This is a genomic window from Pseudarthrobacter sp. H2, assembly GCF_050157045.1.
In the GTDB taxonomy this organism is placed as follows: domain Bacteria; phylum Actinomycetota; class Actinomycetes; order Actinomycetales; family Micrococcaceae; genus Arthrobacter.
Genome location: NZ_CP189594.1, coordinates 621,923 through 639,297, shown reverse-complemented (window position 1 = coordinate 639,297; position 17,375 = coordinate 621,923). Strand labels below are relative to the sequence as shown.

The window sequence follows — 17,375 nt, the reverse complement described above, 5'->3', positions numbered from 1 at the left end:
CTGACCGGATTAGGGCACACAATTGGGTCTTTTTGATTGCGCCGGACGGGCCTACGGTGGGCCCGGTGAGCTGTCCGTCCCGGGCAGCCGAAGCGTGGAAGATGAGACCCATGACAACGCACGTCGCAGACTGCACCGTAGCGAATTGTTCCTTCAACGATCACTCTGAATGCAACGCCGTCGGCATCACCGTCGGCGGCCGTGAAGACCACGCTTCCTGCGCCACTTTCATTGATACCGGCACCCACGGGGGCCTGCCCAAGGTCCTGGCCGATGTCGGAGCGTGCCAGCGTTCAGAATGCGTGCACAACGACCACCTGATGTGTCAAGCTCCCGAAGTCCACATCGGCCCGGGCGCTGACAACGCCGACTGTCTGACCTACGCGCACGGGTAGGGCGGTGCTCCGTGACAACGGAGACCTGGTTGTCCATCCGCCCGTCCAGCGCCGCAGTGTGCTGTTGATCAGCCCGACCAGGACACTCGTCCACCAGCAGGTTTGCGAGATGCACAACGCCGCGAGCAACCGCACGCGCAGCCCTGTGGCCATCTTCGTGAACAGTGTTCCCGTCGGCAGGAGACGCAGCCGCTTCATGGATTGCGCCAGGGCCAGTCCGTTGAGCATGAGCACCAGGATGCACAGGAGTTTGACCTGCGTCAGCGGGCTGGACAGATCCGGACGCAACATCGCCCCGGAAGCGAGCAGGAGGGCCAGGCCGCCCCAGATCAGCGGCTGCGCGGCGGACTCGAGGCGGCGGGTGTCGTGGACGTCCCGGCGGCCAAGGAGCCACAACAGGCCCACCCAGTCGAGCACCAGGATGACTCCGAAGGACAGCACGAGTGCGAGAATATGGCACGCGAGGGCGATGCGGTGGATCTCCGCCCCGCAGTCGAGGAAGCCGCCGAGCAGCACCGACGCCAGCCAGGCCGCCGAACACAGCAGCGCCGGCAGCACCGTTTTCAGGGACTGCCGCACTCCCGGACGCGCTGCCGCTGCCGGGTTCGGCGACGGCGGGTTTCATGCGAAGAGCCCCTCACCGATAAAGCCGCCCGCGCTGGTTCCCGGGGGGACGGCGAACAGGCCCGAGCCGGTGTGTTTGAGGTATTCCAGGGCCATCGTGTCTTCTTTCGCCATGGCCAGCTGCATGGGCACGTAGTGGGTCCGCGGGTCCTTGACGAACGCGATGAAGAACAGGCCCGCGTCGAGGTGGCCCAGGCCGTCCGAGCCGTCGGTGTAGTTGTAGCCGCGCCGGAGCATCTTCACGCCGTCGTTCCGGCTCGAGTGGGCCAGGCGGACGTGGGAGTCCAGCGGGATCAGCGGCTCCCCGCTGCGCCCCGTGGTCTCGAAGTCGGGGGCGGTGAATTCCGCGCCGCCGGACAACGGCGCACCGGTGCCCTTGGTGCGGCCGATCAGGCCTTCCTGCTCGCGCAGCGAGGTCCGGTCCCAGATTTCGATGTGCATCCGGATCCAGCGGGACACCAGGTAGGTGCCGCCGGCCATCCAGGCCTCGCCAGGCCGGGTTCCGGCCCCGGCCCACACATGCTCATCAAGCAGGGCGGTGTCTTCGGCCTTGAGGTTGTTGGTCCCGTCCTTGAAGCCGAAGAGATTCCGCGGGGTGGTCTGGGACCGCGAGGTGGAGGCGGTCCGGCCGAAGCCCAGCTGCGACCAGCGGACACGCGTTTTCCCGAATCCTATCCGCGCGAGGTTCCGGATCGCATGGACCGCCACCTGGGGGTCGTCCGCGCAGGCCTGGACCACGATGTCGCCGCCGGTGCGTCCTGGCTTGAGATCATCGCCCGGGAAGTGCGGCAGGTCGATGAGGGCGTCCGGGCGGCGTCCGTCCAGGCCGAAGCGGACCTTGCCGTCCTTCTCGAACAGGCCCGGACCGGAGCCTGCGCCCGGGACCGCTGCAGCCGGGCCCGACAATGTCCGAAAGATCTTCCAGGACACCCTGGAGCGCACCCACATCGCCGACGGCGACACCTTCGTCTCGCTGGGCGGGGACTCGCTGTCCTACGTGGCAGCGTCCGTCAGGCTGGAGCACGCGTTGGGGCATCTCCCGCGGGACTGGCACGTGACGCCGGTCCGGGACCTTGAACCGCGCAGCCGGGATTCGCCGGTCCGGAAGCTGCGACGGTTCTTCGCGCCGCTCGAAACCAGCATCGTGCTCAGGGCAGTGTCGATCGTCCTTATCATCAGCACGCACGTCGGCTTCTTGAGCTGGCAGGGCACAGCCCATGTGCTCATGGCGGTGGCCGGGTACAACTTCACCCGCTTCCAGCTTTCCGGGGAGCGGCTCCCGCGCCTGAAGCGTCAGCTGGCCAGCCTGGCCAGAATCGTCGTGCCGGGCATGGCCTTCATCGGCGCGGCCTACCTGATCACGTACAACTACACGCCCGCCAACATCGTGCTCCTGAACGCCATCCTCGGGCCCGAGGCCGTGACCACGCAGTGGCACTTCTGGTTTATCGAAGTGCTTGCCTACCTGCTCGTGGCCATGACGGCCCTGCTCGCCGTTCCCTGGGCGGACCGCGCCGAGCGGCACTTCCCCCTCCTCTTCCCCCTGGCCCTTGCCGGAGCCGGGCTCCTCACCCGCTATGAACTGATCGATCCCGGCGTGCCGCACAAGGCGCCGGCCCTCTGGCTCTTCGCGCTGGGCTGGGCCATTGCGCGGACAAGGCACACGGCCCAGCGCTTCGCCGTCTCGGCCGTTGCTGCCCTGACCGTTCCCGGGTTCTTCGACAACGCGAACCGGGAATGCACGCTCCTCGTCGGGATCCTGCTGCTCATCTGGCTGCGCGGCATTCCCGTGCCGAAGGGCCTCCGGCGCCTGACTGTGGTGTTGGCCAACTCCTCCCTCTACGCATACCTCGTGCACTGGCTGGTCTTCCCGCTCCTGACCGGAATCAGCCCCGCGCTGGCCGTCGCGGCCTCGCTCTCCGCCGGAGTTGCCTACCGGGCGCTTACCCTGCACTTGATGGGTGCGCCGAGCCGATGGCGGAACCGGACAAAGCGGGAGCCGTCGCGAGGCCCCGCTGCCGGAACCTGCCCGGACCAGGAAAGCCTGCCCTCACTCGGCGCTGACGTCTCCGGTCTCCACGACGCTCAGCTGCGATTCGAACATCCGGAAATACCGGCCCCGCAACGCCACGAGCTCCTTGTGCGTGCCCTGTTCCACGACCCTGCCGTCCTCGAGCATGTAGACCACGTCGGCTTTCTCGATCGTGGCCAGCCGGTGGCTGATGGCGATGATCGTGCTGCTGCGGTCGGCGAAGAGCCGGGTGAAGATCCGGTGTTCGGCCAGGGCGTCGATGGCGGAGGTTGGCTCGTCCATGACCATGAACGAGGCGTTCCGGTAGAAGTTCCGGGCCATGGCGAGCCGCTGCCACTGGCCGCCGGAGAGGCCGCTGCCCTTCCGGCCGCGCGGGTCCTCCATCCAGTTGCTGACGTGGTTGTCCAGTCCGTTCGGCAGCCTGGTGAGGAAGTCCAGGGCCTCCGCGTCGCCGGCGGACCCGCGGATCCGGGCGTCATCCCGCGGCGCATCGACGTCGCCGAAGAAAATGTTCTCCGCGGCGGTGGCGAATTCGTACTTGAGGAACTCCTGGCTGAGCACCGCCAGGTGCCGGTGCCAGGATTTGACGTCGACGGCGGCGAGGTCGACGCCGTCGAGCAGCACCTGCCCGGAATCCGGCCGGTAGAGCCCGGCCAGGATCCGGATCAGCGTGGACTTGCCCGCGCCGTTCTCCCCCACGATGGCGATGTGCTGGCCTTCCCGGATGGTCAGGGAAATGCCTTTGATGACCTCGAGGTCGCTGCCGGTGTAGGTGAACCGGATGTCCCGCAGTTCGACGGTCGTCGGGGCCTGCAGCAGCGGCGGGGCATGCTCCGCAGGGACAGGGAGGGCCATGAACAGTTCGTAGTCCTTGAGGTTCGCCAGGTCCTCGTCGATCGAGCTGAGCGAGGAGACCAGGCTGTTCGCGGTGGACAGGGCGCGGCTGACGATCTGCTGGACGTATAGGAACTGCCCGACGGGCTGGGCCCGGGCGATGATCTGGCCCACCACCCAGATCAGGGACACCACCTCCGCGCCGTACTGCAGGGCATCGGCGGCCAGTTGCTTGGGGATGTAGCGCTTCTGGAAGTCCAGCCGGCGTTTTTCATCGGCGTCCCGCAGCCGGGAGCGCAGCCCCATCAGGTGGCCGACGATCCCGTAGAGGCGCATCTCGGCAATGTGCTGCGGGCGCAGCAGGTTGGTTTCGATCATGCGGCGCTGCCGGCGCGAATCGACCTGGGTGTTCCAGTGCGCGATCTGCTCGCGGGACAGCCTGAACTGCAGGTAGACGCTGGGGACGATCGCGACCAGGACGATCACCGCGATCCACCAGCTGACCAGCAGCAGCGCCCCGATGGCCAGGATCACCGAGACCAGCTGGGTGAAGATCGCGGCGATGCGGTCCAGCACCCGGGCGTAGGAATCGGAGAAGCGCTTGGCCCGGTCGTAGAGGTCGACGGTCTCTTTGTCGTCGTACCGCCAGAACTCGAGGGCCAGGAAACGCTCGTACATCAGGTCGCCCACGATCGCGCCGACCCGGAAGCTCATGAGCTGCTGGATGTGGCGGTCCACGCTGCTGAACGCGCCCCAGAAGAGCCCCAGGGCCGCCGTGATGATGACATACAGGACGGCCCGTGGGCCGGCGTCGGGATCTCCCGCATAGCCAGCCGCCAGCGCCGTGGTGGTGAGCGCCGCGAAGTAGGTGGTGACGAGCGGCAGCACGGCCGAGATCAGCGACCCGCCGACCTTCATGATGACGGCGGCGGGTGACGCCCGGAAGCTGACCTTCAGGACTTGCCCGACGGCGCGCGCGTAGGGGCGGAGGGCCAGCTTCCGCGGCGGTTCCTTGCTCAGCCTCACCGAGGCCGGGTGCCCCGGTCCGGCGGGCTGTCTCTTTTCAGACATGCCCTCAGCCTAGATCAGCGGGCGCGTGAAACGCCCCGGCCGGGCCACGGCGATAAGGAGGAGCTGTCCGTCCTGACTGTGCATTCATGCACACGGCCTCTGCCATTTCTTCGCTTGAATGCACAGAATCAGGGTGTGATGGTTGGTTCAGCAGGTCACTGTTTGTCCCTGGTTTCGAAGCAAAGGAGCTTGCATCATGGCGACGATCGACACTGAATCGGCCGAGGCAATCCGTCTCGCTGCCGCACGGGAATTCCGGGATTCCATCCCATCGGTGCGCATGAAGTGCCACCTGCCCCACTCCATAACCAACCCGAAAGTATGACAATGTCGAGCACACTTATCTTTCCCTCTGCAACCCAGCGGCCGGGCGCTGCAACCGCTGTCACGGACACGCTCATGTGGATTGACGGTGACGCCGTGGAGTCCCTGACCTCGGAATGGCGCACCGTGTACAACCCCGCGCAGCGTGAAACCGCCATTGCGCGCGTTCCGTCGGCCGCGCCGGCGGACGTTGATCGTGCCGTCAAAGCCGCACGTCGGGCCTTTCCCGCCTGGCGGGCCCTGCATTTCAGTGCCAGGCAGCGGGCCCTGGCCCAGATCGCCGATGAACTGGAGAGCCGCGCCGAAGATTTGGCCAGACTCACCGCGCTGGACACGGGTAATGCGATCCGCACCCAGGCCCGGCCTGAAGTAAGGTCGCTGATTTCGCTCTTCCGGTACTTCGCCGGAGTGGCAGGGGAAGTCAAAGGAACCACACTGCCGGCGGGCGATGACCAGCTGCAGTACACGCGGCTGGAGCCGTTGGGCGTCGTGGCCTGCATCCTGCCGTGGAATTCGCCGCTCATGATCGCCGCTTTCAAGGTTCCGGCCGCATTGGCTGCGGGCAATACCGTGATCATGAAGGCAGCGGACGATGCCCCGCTGAGCGTCCTGCTCCTGGCGGAAATCTGTAACCGGCACCTTCCTGCCGGCGTGGTTAATGTCCTGACCGGACGGGGCTCCGTTATTGGCTCTGCGCTTGCCGATCATCCGGGTGTGGACAAGGTTTCCTTTACAGGTTCCACGGAGGTCGGAAGGCAGGTGGCCGGGCAGGCCGGGGCACGGCTTGCGCACATGTCCCTTGAGCTGGGCGGGAAGAACCCTTCAATAGTTTTCCCCGATGCCGTGGACGACGAACTGATTGATTCCCTGCTGCTGGCCTCCCGCTTCACCAGGCAGGGGCAGAGCTGCACCGCGGGATCACGGTTGTTCCTGCACGAGGACATCCACGATGAAGTCCTGGAGAGGTTGGTGGCCAAGCTGGCCGCATTGCGTGTCGGTGACCCGCTCGACGAGGCCACGGACATGGGCGCCGTCATCAACAACAAGCAGCACAAGCAGATCAGCAACTTCCTGGCCGAAGGCCGGTCGACTCCGGGGATGAAGGCAGTACTCGGCGGTTTTGAGCCGGAGGATGGGCGCCTCACCGAAGGCTACTACCACGTGCCAACGGTCTTCAGCGGAGCGCGCAACGAGTTCAGGCTGGCCCAGGAAGAGATCTTCGGTCCCGTGCTCGTGGCCATCCCATGGCGGGACACCGACGATGTTGTGCGCATGGCGAACGATACCCACTTCGGGCTGGCAGCCTACGTCTGGAGCCACAACCTGGACCAGGCGCTGGGAACGGCACACCGGCTTGAAGCCGGCTGGGTGCAGGTCAACCAGGGCGGCGGGCAGGTTGCAGGCCAGTCGTACGGCGGTTACAAGCAGAGCGGGATCGGGCGCGAGGCCTCCTTGGAGGGAATGCTGGCCGGGTTCACGCAGACCAAGCAGATCAATGTCCGGCTTCGCCGCGAGGGAGCTTCCCATGCCTGATCAGGAAACACCGGTCCCGGGGCGGGCCAACGGCCCCGCCCTGCCCCTTGAAGGCGTCAAGGTCCTGGACCTGAGCCGCGCCCTGGCCGGACCATATGCGACGGCACTCCTGACAGATCTTGGTGCGGACGTCACCAAGGTGGAGAGCATCAAGGGCGGCGACTCGACCAGGCAATGGCCACCTTTTGAAAACGATCAAAGCCTCTACTTCGACTCGGCAAACCGCGGAAAATCTTCGCTCGCATTGGACTTCTACAGTGCGGACGGAAAGGCGCTGTTGTGGAAGCTGGCCCTGGCGTCCGACGTCGTCGTCGAGAACTTCCGGCCGGGTGTCCTCAGCAAGATGGGCCTGGATCCCGCCGAACTCCGCGCAGCCAAACCGGAGCTCATCATCGCTTCCGTCAGCGGCTTCGGAACCACCGGCCCTCTGAGCCAGGCCGCCGGTCTGGACCAGGTGGCGCAGGGAATGTCCGGGCTCATGTCCGTTACCGGGGCTGACTCCGAGAACATGTTCCGGGTGGGCGTGCCCATCATCGACATGGTCTCCGGAATTTTCACGGCCTTCGGAATCGCAGCGGCCCTTGCCGGCCGTGAACGTCACGGAGCCGGGATGGACGTGTCGACGTCCTTGCTGGAGTCGGCCCTTTCCATCTCCAGCTTCCAAGGACAACGCTTCCTGAGCCTGGGCGAGGTGGCGACGCCCCAGGGGAACAACCATCCGGTGCTCTCGCCGTACGGTGTGTTCAAAACGGCAGATGTGCCGGTCATCATCGCCGTCGGCAACGAGAAGCAGTGGCAACAACTGTGTGAGCTCCTGGGCCAGCCCCAGCTGGCGCTCGATCCCCTGTATGTCACCGGCAAACTGCGCACACTCAACCGGGAGAAGCTCAAGGGCAAAGTGGAGCATCTGCTTGCCCAGCGGGGAGGCAAGGAGTGGGTGTCATCGTTCCGCGAGGCAAAAATTCCGGCCGGACCCATTTACACGTTCAAAGAGGTATTTGAGGATACCCAGGTTCAGGCCCTGGAGATGGTGCAGCAGCTGCGGCGTTCTGACGGTACCGCGCTCCCGCTGTTGCGGGGCCCCCTTTCCCTCAATGGGAAAGCGCCGGAGATCCGCAAGGCGCCCCCGGCACTCGGGGAAGACACCCTGCGGGTGCTCGCGGAACTGGAACTGAGCGAAAGCCAGATTCAAGGCCTTCTGGACTCCGGCATTGTCATGGCCGCGCCGGCGCCCGCCCTGGCGGCGGCAGTCTCATGAAAGGCAGTCTCATGAAAGGCAGTGACGTGCTCGCTCCGCAAGGAACGCTGAACGTTGTCCGCGAGGGCGCCGCGGCCACCATCCTTCTGGACAACCAGAAGATGCGCAACGCCGTCACCAAGGACATGTGGCAGCAGTTCGTGCCCACCCTGCACATGCTCGGCGCAGACCCGGCCGTCAAGGTTGTGGTGGTCCGGGGGGCAGGCGATCACTTCTCGGCCGGCGCCGACATCAGCGCGCTGCGCGAGATACTGCTTGACCAGGACACGGGACGGCACGACGGCGGCCACGTTTCCGCGGCAGAACAGGCTTTGGCCGACTTCCCAAAACCCACCATTGCGGCCATCGACGGGTACTGCGCCGGCGGCGCATGGCAGATTGCGGGTGCCTGCGACATCCGGATGGCTTCGGACCGCGCGGCCTTTGGCCTCACCCCTGCGAAAATCGGCATTGTCTACCCGCTGTCCGGCATCCAGCGCCTGGTCCGTCTCGTAGGTCCGGCAACCGCCAAGTTCCTGCTGTTCAGCGGTGATTTCATTGACGCCCGCGAAGCCGCAGCCCTGGGCCTGGTAACCCGCGTCATTCCCCAGGACCGCTTCTGGCCAGAGATCGAGGCCTTCGCCCAGCGGCTGGCCACCCGCTCCCAGCTCTCGATCCACGCCATGAAGGACCTGGTGGATGCCATCGCCGAAGGAGCTGCGGACGTTGCGGAGCGCAGTGATTTCTGGCAGCTGGAGATGGCGGCCAGTACCGATGCTGAAGAGGGCATCAGCGCTTTTCTGGCCAAGGAGGCGCCGGTTTTCAGCTGGACCCCGCATCGCCCATGTTGACCGCGTCAAAAACCGGCACATCCCGCGCCCAGACGGCGGCAAAACCGAGATCGTCTGCCTGACGTACCAGTTCGGCCATGCTGGTGAGGTCGGGCACGCCGGCAGGACGCCCGTCCGCCGCCGTCCGTGCTCGACCCGCAGGTGACAAGTCGTTGTCGAGCGGCAACTCCAGGCCGAGGGTCATGCGATCCGGCCGGATCAACGTCATTGCATCGTGCTGTTTCACGGGTTGGATCCTTACTGCTGCCGGGGATCCTGTCAGCGTTTGCGCTGTTTGACGGCGTAGCCGTACTGCTCTGGCCAGTCCGGATCGACTTCGAGTGTGTGGGCGGCGTGCCTGGCCCAGTAGGGGTTGCGCAGGAGTTCGCGGCCCAGGAGGATCGCGTCGGCCTGTCCGGAGATGAGGATTTCCTCGGCCTGGTGCGGGTTGGTGATCATGCCGACGGCTGCGGTGGGCATGCCGGTCTGGTCCCGGACCTGGTGGGCGAAGGGGACCTGGTAGTGGGGCTCCACGAAGATCCAAGCCCCCGGCACCATCCCGCCGGTGGACACGTCCAGCAGATCCACGCCGTGCTCCAGGAGTTCCTTGGAGAGCCGCACGGTGTCTTCTCCGGTCCAGCCTTCGCGGGGGTCTTCGGGATTCTCGGTCAGCAAGTCAACATCCACCCACCACTTCCGTGTCCTTCGCGAAGCAGGTGTCATTCACCAGCACTACCAGGGGACGTCCCGGATCAACAGGCTACGCCGTGATGAGCTCGACGAGATCTTTCCCGGGCTCCTCGACGCAATTCTCGCCTCGCCCAGCAGCCACTAGATGAATTATTCCAAGGGCTGTCAGTGGTCGTAGGCGGTCAGTGAGCGGCGGACGGCTTGTCCTGTCTGGTCGTTGTGCCAGATCGCGGCGGTCATGGCCAGCAGGCGCTGGATGATCCGGGCGGTGACGCCTGCCGGTGTGCGTCCGCCGTGATGTTCGAGGTCGAGCTGGCCTTTGAGGGTGTCGTTGATCGATTCGATGATCTGCCGCAGGGGTTTGAAGAACCGGGATCCTGCCCGCGGTTTTTCTCCCTTGCGGGCCGGGCGGAGCAACTCGATGCCGGTCTGGTCGAGGGTTTCTTCGAAGCCGGCACCGTAGTAGTTCTTGTCGCCGATGAAGATCTGGCGGTGCCCGTCGGCACGGACCCTGGCCATCGCCGGGGTGCCGGCGAGGATGTCCAGGAACGTCTGGCGTTCGTCGGCCTTGGCCCCGGTCAGGGCATACCCGATCGGGAGCCCGTGCAGGGTGCAGACCAGGTGCAGGCGCAGGCCCCAGAAATACCGGCTGTGGGAGGCGCAGTAGCCGTATTCGGCCCACCCGGCCATCTCGGAGCGGCGGACGGTTTCTTTGGACCGGGCGCATTCAACCGGGGTCGAGTCGACCACCCAGACATCGTCACAGCCGATATCGCTTTGTTGGACGAGGACGCCGATGAGTCAGTTCATGGTCGGGAAGAGCCGGCGCAGGCGCTTGTTGTATCCTGCCTGGCCCGGCAGGTACGGGAACATTGTGGCCAGATTCTTGTGGGCATGGCGCAGCCAGCGGGCCTCGCTGGCGAACCCGAGCAACGCCTGCATGAGAGCCAGGGTCATCACTTCGGCGTCCGTGATCCGCGGACTGATGCCGATCCGGGGCCGGGCCGGGACCCGTTCCGGATGCGCCTTCAGCAGATCATCGGCGGCGACATAGAATGCTGTTGCGAGGGTGTCCAGATCGGTGTCCACGTGAGCCTCCAGGTTCGGCGTTGGGTAGATAACACCGATTCTGGGCACCCTCCACCCCTCACCAGGGCACGACATACCGCCCGGACCCCTTGGAATTATTCATCTAGCCCCGGACACACAAGAAAGTTCCCGCAGCACTGAAGCTGCGGGAACTTTCTTGTCCGGAGGCCCCCAACCGTCCGGAAGTCAGCTGAGTGCCACGACCGTCTTGCCGACGGCGGTCCCCTCGCTTTGGCGGAGGTGTGCGTCGATCAGGTTGTCCCACCCGACAACCGTCGGAGGCGTGACGACGAGGCCGTTCCGGGCCAGGTGCATGACGTCGTGGATGAGGGTGCGCACGTGCTGGGGGGCGGTGCGGGCCAGCCGGAGGATGCTGAAGCCGGACACCGTCTTGTTGGTGGCCCGCAGGTCACCGAAGCCGGGCGTGGCAGGATCCGGCTGCCCTGCAGCCCCGCCGTAGGAAACCAGCCGGCCTCCGATGGCCAGGTTCGACGCCGATTCCGCCAGGAGCGTGCCGCCGAGCGAATCAAGGATGACATCAAAGCCGGAGCCGGCTGCCGCCGTCGCGTTCGCGAAGAACCCGGCGTCACGGACCACGGGAACGTAGCCGGGCGCGAGCGCCTCGGCCTTCGCCGGCGAGCCGATCCCACCCACCACCAGGCCCGCGCCGTGCCGGGCCAGGACCGCTGCCAAGGCCGTTCCGACACCGCCGGCGGCGCTGGTGACCAGCACCTTGTCGCCGGGAGCCACGTGGGCGCGCCGGGCGAGGCCCAGGGCGGTCGCCCAGGTAAGCGGGATGATCGTTGCGGTCGCAGGGTCCAGGCCTGCCGGCACGCCAGTAGCCAGCTGTGCATCTGCCAGCACATACTCGGCGAAAGCGCCGCCGTCGGGCGTAAACGCCACCACGCTGTCACCCGGCGCCAGTCCCTCGACACCCTCGCCCAGCGGGCCCTCGATGGCGCCGGCCACCTCCATCCCGGGGACAAACGGCCATTCACTTGCATAGCCGGGAGCACCGCGGCGTGCGAGGACGTCCGTGAAGTTCAATCCGGCGTACGCGGATCAGTACCTGGCCGGGGCCCGGGACCGGAACCTCCCGGTCAGCGAAGTCCAGGACGCTGGCATCCCCGGGCTGTGTAATCTCCAGAGCTTTCATAAGTCTTAGCAGTACGGGAGTTCTCGTACCCCATTCCCTTCTGTTGACTGCATGTCTTGTTTCACGGACGAGCCAGTCGACTCCGCAGCTTGGTCTACGTGGTGGAATTGAGCCTTCCGTCAGCAACCTTGATGATCATCGAGCAGTCCTTGCCGGACTCACCTGCGTCGATGAGTTGCTGGAACAGCCGCTGGACGTGCTTGCCGATTTCGAGCGGCGTGCCGGTGCCCTCGGCAGCACTGATCGCCAGGCTGATGTCCTTGTTGGCCAGCTCGGTGGTGAACGTGGGTGCGAAGTCGTAGTTCGAGGCCGCGGTGGGGACCACCCCGGCCACGGGGTACCAGGTGCGCAGGGCCCAGCTGTCGCCGGAGGAGACGGAGGCGATGTCCCAGAAGACCTGCTTGTCCAGGCCGAGCCTGTCGGCCAGGACGGCGCCCTCGGCGGTCGATGCCAGGTTGATGAAGAGCATGAGGTTATTGCAGATCTTGGCGGCCTGGCCGGTGGTGGCGCCGCCGGTCGGGATGATGTTCGCCGCCATCGGACGGATGTATTCGGTGGCCTCGGCCACGGCACCGGCCTCGCCGCCGATCATGAAGGTCAGGGTTGCGGCCTTCGCGCCGCTCATCCCGCCGGAGACCGGGGCGTCGACGAAGCGGAAGCCGGCGGCAGCGGCGGCGTCGTGCAGGGCCTGGGCGGAGGCGATGTCGATGGTGGAGGAATCCACCAGGAGCGTGCGGGTAGCCGCATGGGCCAGGACGCCGTCCGCGCCGAGGTAGACGGCGCGGGCGTGCTCGCCCTTGGGGAGCATGGTGAAGACGACGTCGGCGCCGTCGACGGCTTCTGAAATGCTTCCGGCCGGCTTCACGCCGCCTTCTTCAGCGGCTGCGAGGGCGGCCGGGTTAAGGTCGAATCCCCGGACGTCGTGTCCGGCCTTCGCCAAATTCACTGACATCAAGCCGCCCATGTTTCCCAGGCCGATCCAGCCGATTACTGCCATGGCGTAAGCTCCTTTGCTTAGTGTCCAGCCGGTGCGGCCGGACGTTCTATGTCAACGATCACACCCTGCTAGAGTGCAAACAAGGAAAGAAAACACAGAGGGCATGTGCATCAATGCACAGGTCGCAATGGAGAGGCACACCGTGGACGTAAAGCGGCTCCCAAGCCCGGATGACTTGCTGATCCTGCTGACGGTGGCCCGCCTGGGGCGCTTCAATGCCGTGGCAGAGACGTTGGGCACCACGCACACCACCGTTTCCCGCAGAATCCTGGCGCTCGACAAACAGCTGGGGGGCCGAACCCTGGAGCGAAGCCCGCACGGGTGGGAGCTGACCCAGCTCGGGGCTTCTGCGGTGGCCGCCGCAGAGGAAATCGAGGAAACTTTGGGATCCCTCTTTGGCCTCATCAACCTGGACAAGGACAAGCTTTCCGGGGTAGTCAGGGTCAGCACCACCGACGGCTTTGCGGTCGAATTCGTCACCCCTGCGTTGGTCCGCCTGCAGCAGCGGCATCCGCAGCTGAACGTGGAGATACTCAGCGCCACCCGCAAGGTCAGCCAGAACCGGTCCGGTGTGGACCTGGAAATCGTGGTGGGAAGAACAGACGTCAGTAGCGCGCAGACCATCTTCCTCAGCAACTACTACCTGAGGCTCTACGCCGGCACCGAGTACGCTGCCGAACACGGGTTGCCGGAAACGCTCGCCGACATGAAGCATCACGGACTCGTCACGTACGTTGAGTCCGCCCTCCAGGTGAGCGACCTGTCCCCCCGTTCGGCGCAGCTGCCCGCACCGAAGTCAACATTCCAAGCGACCAGCGTCTTCGCCCAAGTGGAAGCAGTGCGCCGCGGCGGCGGAATCGGACTGCTTCCGAACTTCCTGGTAGCGGGGAGAACCGGGTTTGTGCCGGTGCTGCCGGATGATTTCCAGCGCCAGCTCCCGATTTGGGCGGTGGCGCGCCCTGAGTCGCTGCGCTCTGCTGCAGTCCGGGCGGTGATCGTGGCGCTGCAGGAGGAAGTTGAAATGCGCCAGGCAGTGTTGTGGTTCTGAGGCCACTGCCACTGGTGGAGCCTCCCGCAGCGTCACCCGCTCCGGAAGGCACAGATGCCCGGGCCCGCGTTGCCGCAGGCCCGGGCATCTTGTGGTGATCTGGCTCCGGGTAACTAGTTCTTCGCTGCCGTCCGGAGCCCGGCGGCCTTGATATCTGCAGCGGCGAGGTCGGCGGTGCCCTGCGCGTCGGCGGCGTCGACGGCCTGCAGTGAGATGCCGCGGGTTTCCTTCATGAAGTACACCGCCACCGCCGTCACGGCGCAGGCTGCCAGGAGGTACAGGGCAATCGGCGTGGATGATTTGAACGTGCCCAGCAGCGACGTCGCGATGATCGGTGCCATCGAGCCGGCCACGATCGAGGTGACCTGATAGCCCAGCGAGACCCCTGAATAGCGCATCCGGGTGGGGAACATCTCGGCCATGATCGACGGCTGGCCGGCGTACATCAGGGCGTGGAACAGAAGGCCGATGGTGATGGCCGCGAGGATCATGAAGTCGTTGGCCGTGTCCATCATGGGGAATGCGATAAAGCCCCACGTTCCGGCGAGGACCACACCCGCCATGTACACCGGACGCCGGCCGATCGAGTCCGAGAGCCTGCCGACCAGCGGCACGGCAACGAAATGGATGGCGTGGGCCGCGAGCAGCAGCAACAGGATCCGGGAGGTGTCCGTCTGGACCACCACCTTCAGGTACGTGATGGAGAAGGTGACCACCAGGTAGTAGAGGATGTTTTCCGCAAAGCGCAGGCCCATGGCGGTGAAGACACCGCGGGGATACCGGCGGAAGACTTCGCCAACGCCGTAGCCCTTCTTTTCGATAGTGACTTCCTTGCGGGCCTCCACGAAGATCGGGGCGTCCGTGACCTTGGTGCGGATGTAGTACCCGATGACGACGATCACCGCTGACAGCCAGAAGGCCACGCGCCAACCCCAGCCGAGGAAGTCTGCAGGGGACAGCACGGAGGAGAGCGTGAACAGCACCCCGGTGGCCAGCAGGTTGCCCATCGGGACCGCGGCCTGCGGCCAGCTGGACCAGAATCCGCGCGAGCGGTCGGGGCTGTGTTCAGCCACGAGCAGCACCGCACCGCCCCATTCCCCGCCGACGGCGAAACCCTGCACAAAGCGCAGGAACACGAGCAGGCACGGCGCCCAGTAGCCTGTCTCGGCAAAGCCGGGGAGGCAGCCCATAAGGAAGGTGGACGTGCCCACCAGGATGATGCTCAGCTGCAGCAGCTGCTTCCGGCCGAATTTGTCCCCGAAGTGGCCAAAGACGATGCCGCCGATGGGGCGGGCAACGAAGCCGACAGCGTAGGTGAGGAAGGCCGCGATGATGCCGTCCAACTCTGTCCCTGAATTGGGGAAGAACATCTTTCCGAACACCAGGGTGGCTGCCGAAGCATAGAGAAAGAACTCATACCACTCAACGACTGTTCCGGCCATCGAGGCAGTAACGACTTTTTTCAGCCCTGAAGCCTTGACGTCCGGCTCCCCGTCCCGCCCTGCGGCGGAGTATCTCGTAGTCATATGTGAACCCCTTCGGCGTCTTCGTCGACGCCAGTGAAAGTCAATAGCGACCGTGAGTGATGTGCGCCACGGGCGCCGCTTGCAACGAGTATGGCCCGCGATTGGAGCACGCTCAAGTCAAGAAAATGCAGAGGCTATCTGCAAAAATAGCGCCCGCTCAGTCGCCGTGCGGCGCAGACTCGGTTCGGAGCCTGGGGAACAGCAAAGGCCGTTAAACAGCTGTTCCCCGCGGAAACTCCGCGGGGAACAGCTGTCTTCGGCTAGCGTGAACCGTAGTTGGGTGCCTCCACCGTCATCTGGATGTCATGCGGGTGGGATTCCTTCAGGCCAGCCGGTGTGATCCGGACGAACTTTCCGCGGGCCTTGAGCTCGGGAATTGTCGGGGCTCCCGTGTAGAACATGGTCTGGCGGAGCCCGCCGACCAGCTGGTACGCGACGGAGGCCAGCGGGCCGCGGTAGGCCACACGGCCTTCGATGCCTTCCGGGATGAGTTTGTCATCGCCGGAGACGTCGGCCTGGAAGTAGCGGTCCTTGGAGTAGGAGGTGTTCTTGCCGCGGGTCTGCATCGCCCCGAGCGAACCCATGCCGCGGTAGAGCTTGAACTGCTTGCCGTTGACGAAGATCAGGTCGCCCGGGGACTCGTCGCAGCCTGCCAGCAGGGAGCCGAGCATGACGGTGTCGGCGCCGGCGACCAGCGCCTTGCCGATGTCTCCCGAGTACTGCAGGCCGCCGTCGGCGATCAGCGGCACGCCGGCGGGGATGGCCGCCTTCGCGGATTCGTAGATGGCCGTGATCTGCGGAACGCCGACGCCGGCGACGACGCGGGTGGTGCAGATGGAGCCGGGCCCGACGCCGACCTTGATGCCGTCGGCGCCGGCGTCGATGAGCGCCTGGGCGCCTTCGCGGGTGGCGGCCTGGCCGCCGATGATGTCCACGTGTGCAACGGCGGGGTCCGACTTCAGGCGGTGGATCATGTCCAGCACGCCCTGTGAGTGGCCGTTGGCGGTGTCCACGAAGAGGGCGTCCACGCCGGCGTCGACGAGCGCCATGGCACGTTCCCAGCCGTCGCCGAAGAAGCCGATGGCCGCGCCGACGCGCAGGCGGCCTTCCTCGTCTTTGGTGGCGAGCGGGTACTGCTCGGCCTTGGTGAAGTCCTTGGTGGTGATGAGGCCCTTGAGCCGGCCCTGCTCGTCGACGAGCGGGAGCTTCTCGATCTTGTTGGTCGCGAGCTTGTGCGAGGCTTCCTCGCGGCTGATGCCGACGTGCCCGGTGACGAGGGGCATCTTGGTCATGACGTCGCTGACGAGGCGGATCGGGAAGTCCGCCTCCGGGACGAAGCGGGTGTCGCGGTTGGTGACGATGCCCAGCAGCCTCATGCCCTCGTCCACCACCGGCAGGCCGGAGACCCGGTAATGCGAGCAGATCTCGTCCAGTTCGGCCAGCGTGGCCTCGGGGCCGATGGTGAGCGGGTTGGTGATCATGCCGGATTCGCTGCGCTTGACCCGGTCGATCTGGTCCGCCTGGTCGGCGATGGAGAGGTTGCGGTGCACGACGCCGAGGCCGCCCTGGCGGGCCATGGCGATCGCCATCCGGGACTCGGTGACGGTGTCCATCGCGGCGGACAGCAGCGGCGTCTGGACCGTGATGCGCTTGGAAATCCGGGACGAGGTGTTCGCTTCGGAGGGAATCACCTCCGTGTGGCCGGGCAGGAGCAGCACGTCGTCATAGGTCAGGCCGATGAAGCCGAAGGGGTTGTGTTCGGGCTGGGTCATGAGTGCGCCTCTTACCTTGGGTTACGGGGTTTCACGGGTAGGGGTTGCAGCAGATGACCAGCCCGTCATTACGGGCATGGCCTGTGCAGAAGTGTTGAGTAAATAGTAGAACCTCGGCGGCGATCCCCATATTCCGGGGCGGCAATGTGAGGTACGGCATGAGCCCTGGCGGGTGCGGCCCGGCGGGTGCGGCGGGCGCGGCCGCCGGCGGGTGCGG

The 17,375-nt window shown here is 65.7% G+C and carries 14 protein-coding genes and 2 pseudogenes; 6 read left to right on the top strand and 10 right to left on the bottom strand.

Annotated elements, in window-relative coordinates; all coding sequences use genetic code 11:
• Window positions 1-110: 110 nt before the first annotated feature.
• The gene (locus ACQCSZ_RS03045; RefSeq protein ID WP_427006636.1) at window positions 111-395 is read left to right on the top strand and encodes a DUF1540 domain-containing protein; all 285 of its coding nucleotides are present in this window, start codon (window positions 111-113) and stop codon (window positions 393-395) included.
• On the opposite strand, the gene ACQCSZ_RS03040 is transcribed toward ACQCSZ_RS03045, so the two are convergent.
• The 3 genes and pseudogenes from ACQCSZ_RS03040 to ACQCSZ_RS03030 form a co-directional block, all read right to left on the bottom strand.
• Window positions 294-974, bottom strand: a complete 681-nt coding sequence (locus ACQCSZ_RS03040; protein ID WP_427006635.1) for a hypothetical protein — start codon at window positions 972-974, stop codon at window positions 294-296. The two genes, ACQCSZ_RS03045 and ACQCSZ_RS03040, sit on opposite strands and share 102 nt — an antisense overlap.
• Before the next feature lie 42 nt (window positions 975-1,016).
• Window positions 1,017-1,892 (bottom strand): annotated as a pseudogene (locus ACQCSZ_RS03035) (Dyp-type peroxidase); the annotation flags it as partial.
• 1,177 nt (window positions 1,893-3,069) lie between these two features.
• Window positions 3,070-4,956 (bottom strand): ABC transporter ATP-binding protein, encoded by a 1,887-nt coding sequence (locus ACQCSZ_RS03030; protein ID WP_427006634.1) that lies wholly within the window; start codon window positions 4,954-4,956, stop codon window positions 3,070-3,072.
• A gap of 196 nt (window positions 4,957-5,152) precedes the next feature.
• Here ACQCSZ_RS03030 and ACQCSZ_RS03025 point away from each other — a divergent pair, with 196 nt between their 5' ends.
• From ACQCSZ_RS03025 to ACQCSZ_RS03010, 4 genes are read left to right on the top strand one after another with little or no spacing between them, the layout of a single operon-like run.
• On the top strand, window positions 5,153-5,281 hold the full coding sequence (locus tag ACQCSZ_RS03025) for a hypothetical protein (RefSeq protein ID WP_427006633.1): 129 nt from the start codon (window positions 5,153-5,155) through the stop codon (window positions 5,279-5,281).
• 2 nt (window positions 5,282-5,283) lie between these two features.
• Window positions 5,284-6,813, top strand: a complete 1,530-nt coding sequence (locus ACQCSZ_RS03020; RefSeq protein WP_427006632.1) for an aldehyde dehydrogenase family protein — start codon at window positions 5,284-5,286, stop codon at window positions 6,811-6,813.
• Window positions 6,806-8,071: a CaiB/BaiF CoA transferase family protein gene (locus ACQCSZ_RS03015; RefSeq protein WP_427006631.1), complete on the top strand. Its 1,266-nt coding sequence runs from the start codon at window positions 6,806-6,808 to the stop codon at window positions 8,069-8,071. Before ACQCSZ_RS03020 ends, ACQCSZ_RS03015 begins: the two co-directional genes overlap by 8 nt.
• Window positions 8,072-8,082: 11 nt before the next feature.
• Window positions 8,083-8,901 (top strand): enoyl-CoA hydratase/isomerase family protein, encoded by an 819-nt coding sequence (locus ACQCSZ_RS03010; RefSeq protein WP_427006630.1) that lies wholly within the window; start codon window positions 8,083-8,085, stop codon window positions 8,899-8,901.
• Here the strand turns inward: ACQCSZ_RS03010 and ACQCSZ_RS03005 are convergent.
• The 5 genes and pseudogenes from ACQCSZ_RS03005 to mmsB form a co-directional block, all read right to left on the bottom strand.
• Window positions 8,873-9,127 (bottom strand): hypothetical protein, encoded by a 255-nt coding sequence (locus ACQCSZ_RS03005; RefSeq protein WP_427006629.1) that lies wholly within the window; start codon window positions 9,125-9,127, stop codon window positions 8,873-8,875. The genes ACQCSZ_RS03010 and ACQCSZ_RS03005 overlap by 29 nt on opposite strands.
• Window positions 9,128-9,159: 32 nt before the next feature.
• Complete coding sequence (locus ACQCSZ_RS03000) at window positions 9,160-9,567, bottom strand: tRNA-dihydrouridine synthase (protein ID WP_427006628.1); 408 nt, start codon at window positions 9,565-9,567, stop codon at window positions 9,160-9,162.
• Window positions 9,568-9,735: 168 nt separating this feature from the next.
• A pseudogene (locus tag ACQCSZ_RS02995) lies at window positions 9,736-10,659 on the bottom strand (IS982 family transposase).
• A 186-nt stretch (window positions 10,660-10,845) separates the two neighbouring features.
• Window positions 10,846-11,706: a quinone oxidoreductase family protein gene (locus ACQCSZ_RS02990; protein ID WP_427006627.1), complete on the bottom strand. Its 861-nt coding sequence runs from the start codon at window positions 11,704-11,706 to the stop codon at window positions 10,846-10,848.
• Between the two features lie 203 nt (window positions 11,707-11,909).
• On the bottom strand, window positions 11,910-12,812 hold the full coding sequence (gene mmsB, locus ACQCSZ_RS02985; protein WP_427006626.1) for a 3-hydroxyisobutyrate dehydrogenase: 903 nt from the start codon (window positions 12,810-12,812) through the stop codon (window positions 11,910-11,912).
• Window positions 12,813-12,939: 127 nt separating this feature from the next.
• On the opposite strand from mmsB, the gene ACQCSZ_RS02980 reads away from it, so the two are divergent.
• Complete coding sequence (locus ACQCSZ_RS02980; RefSeq protein WP_427008474.1) at window positions 12,940-13,860, top strand: LysR family transcriptional regulator; 921 nt, start codon at window positions 12,940-12,942, stop codon at window positions 13,858-13,860.
• A 113-nt stretch (window positions 13,861-13,973) separates the two neighbouring features.
• Here the strand turns inward: ACQCSZ_RS02980 and ACQCSZ_RS02975 are convergent, their stop codons facing one another.
• On the bottom strand, window positions 13,974-15,386 hold the full coding sequence (locus tag ACQCSZ_RS02975) for an MFS transporter (RefSeq protein WP_427006625.1): 1,413 nt from the start codon (window positions 15,384-15,386) through the stop codon (window positions 13,974-13,976).
• A 260-nt stretch (window positions 15,387-15,646) separates the two neighbouring features.
• Window positions 15,647-17,158, bottom strand: coding sequence for an IMP dehydrogenase (guaB, locus tag ACQCSZ_RS02970; RefSeq protein ID WP_427006624.1), 1,512 nt, complete (start codon window positions 17,156-17,158; stop codon window positions 15,647-15,649).
• Window positions 17,159-17,375 lie beyond the last annotated feature (217 nt).

Excerpts from the sequence above, each read along its gene's own strand:
- ACQCSZ_RS03045 (WP_427006636.1), top strand. The coding sequence starts at position 111 with ATGACAACGCACGTCGCAGACTGCACCGTAGCGAATTGTTCCTTCAAC.
- ACQCSZ_RS03030 (WP_427006634.1), bottom strand. The coding sequence starts at position 4,956 with ATGTCTGAAAAGAGACAGCCCGCCGGACCGGGGCACCCGGCCTCGGTG.
- ACQCSZ_RS03025 (WP_427006633.1), top strand. The coding sequence starts at position 5,153 with ATGGCGACGATCGACACTGAATCGGCCGAGGCAATCCGTCTCGCTGCC.
- ACQCSZ_RS03020 (WP_427006632.1), top strand. The coding sequence starts at position 5,284 with ATGTCGAGCACACTTATCTTTCCCTCTGCAACCCAGCGGCCGGGCGCT.
- ACQCSZ_RS03015 (WP_427006631.1), top strand. The coding sequence starts at position 6,806 with ATGCCTGATCAGGAAACACCGGTCCCGGGGCGGGCCAACGGCCCCGCC.
- ACQCSZ_RS03010 (WP_427006630.1), top strand. The coding sequence starts at position 8,083 with ATGAAAGGCAGTGACGTGCTCGCTCCGCAAGGAACGCTGAACGTTGTC.
- mmsB (WP_427006626.1), bottom strand. The coding sequence starts at position 12,812 with ATGGCAGTAATCGGCTGGATCGGCCTGGGAAACATGGGCGGCTTGATG.
- ACQCSZ_RS02980 (WP_427008474.1), top strand. The coding sequence starts at position 12,940 with ATGGAGAGGCACACCGTGGACGTAAAGCGGCTCCCAAGCCCGGATGAC.
- ACQCSZ_RS02975 (WP_427006625.1), bottom strand. The coding sequence starts at position 15,386 with ATGACTACGAGATACTCCGCCGCAGGGCGGGACGGGGAGCCGGACGTC.
- guaB (WP_427006624.1), bottom strand. The coding sequence starts at position 17,158 with ATGACCCAGCCCGAACACAACCCCTTCGGCTTCATCGGCCTGACCTAT.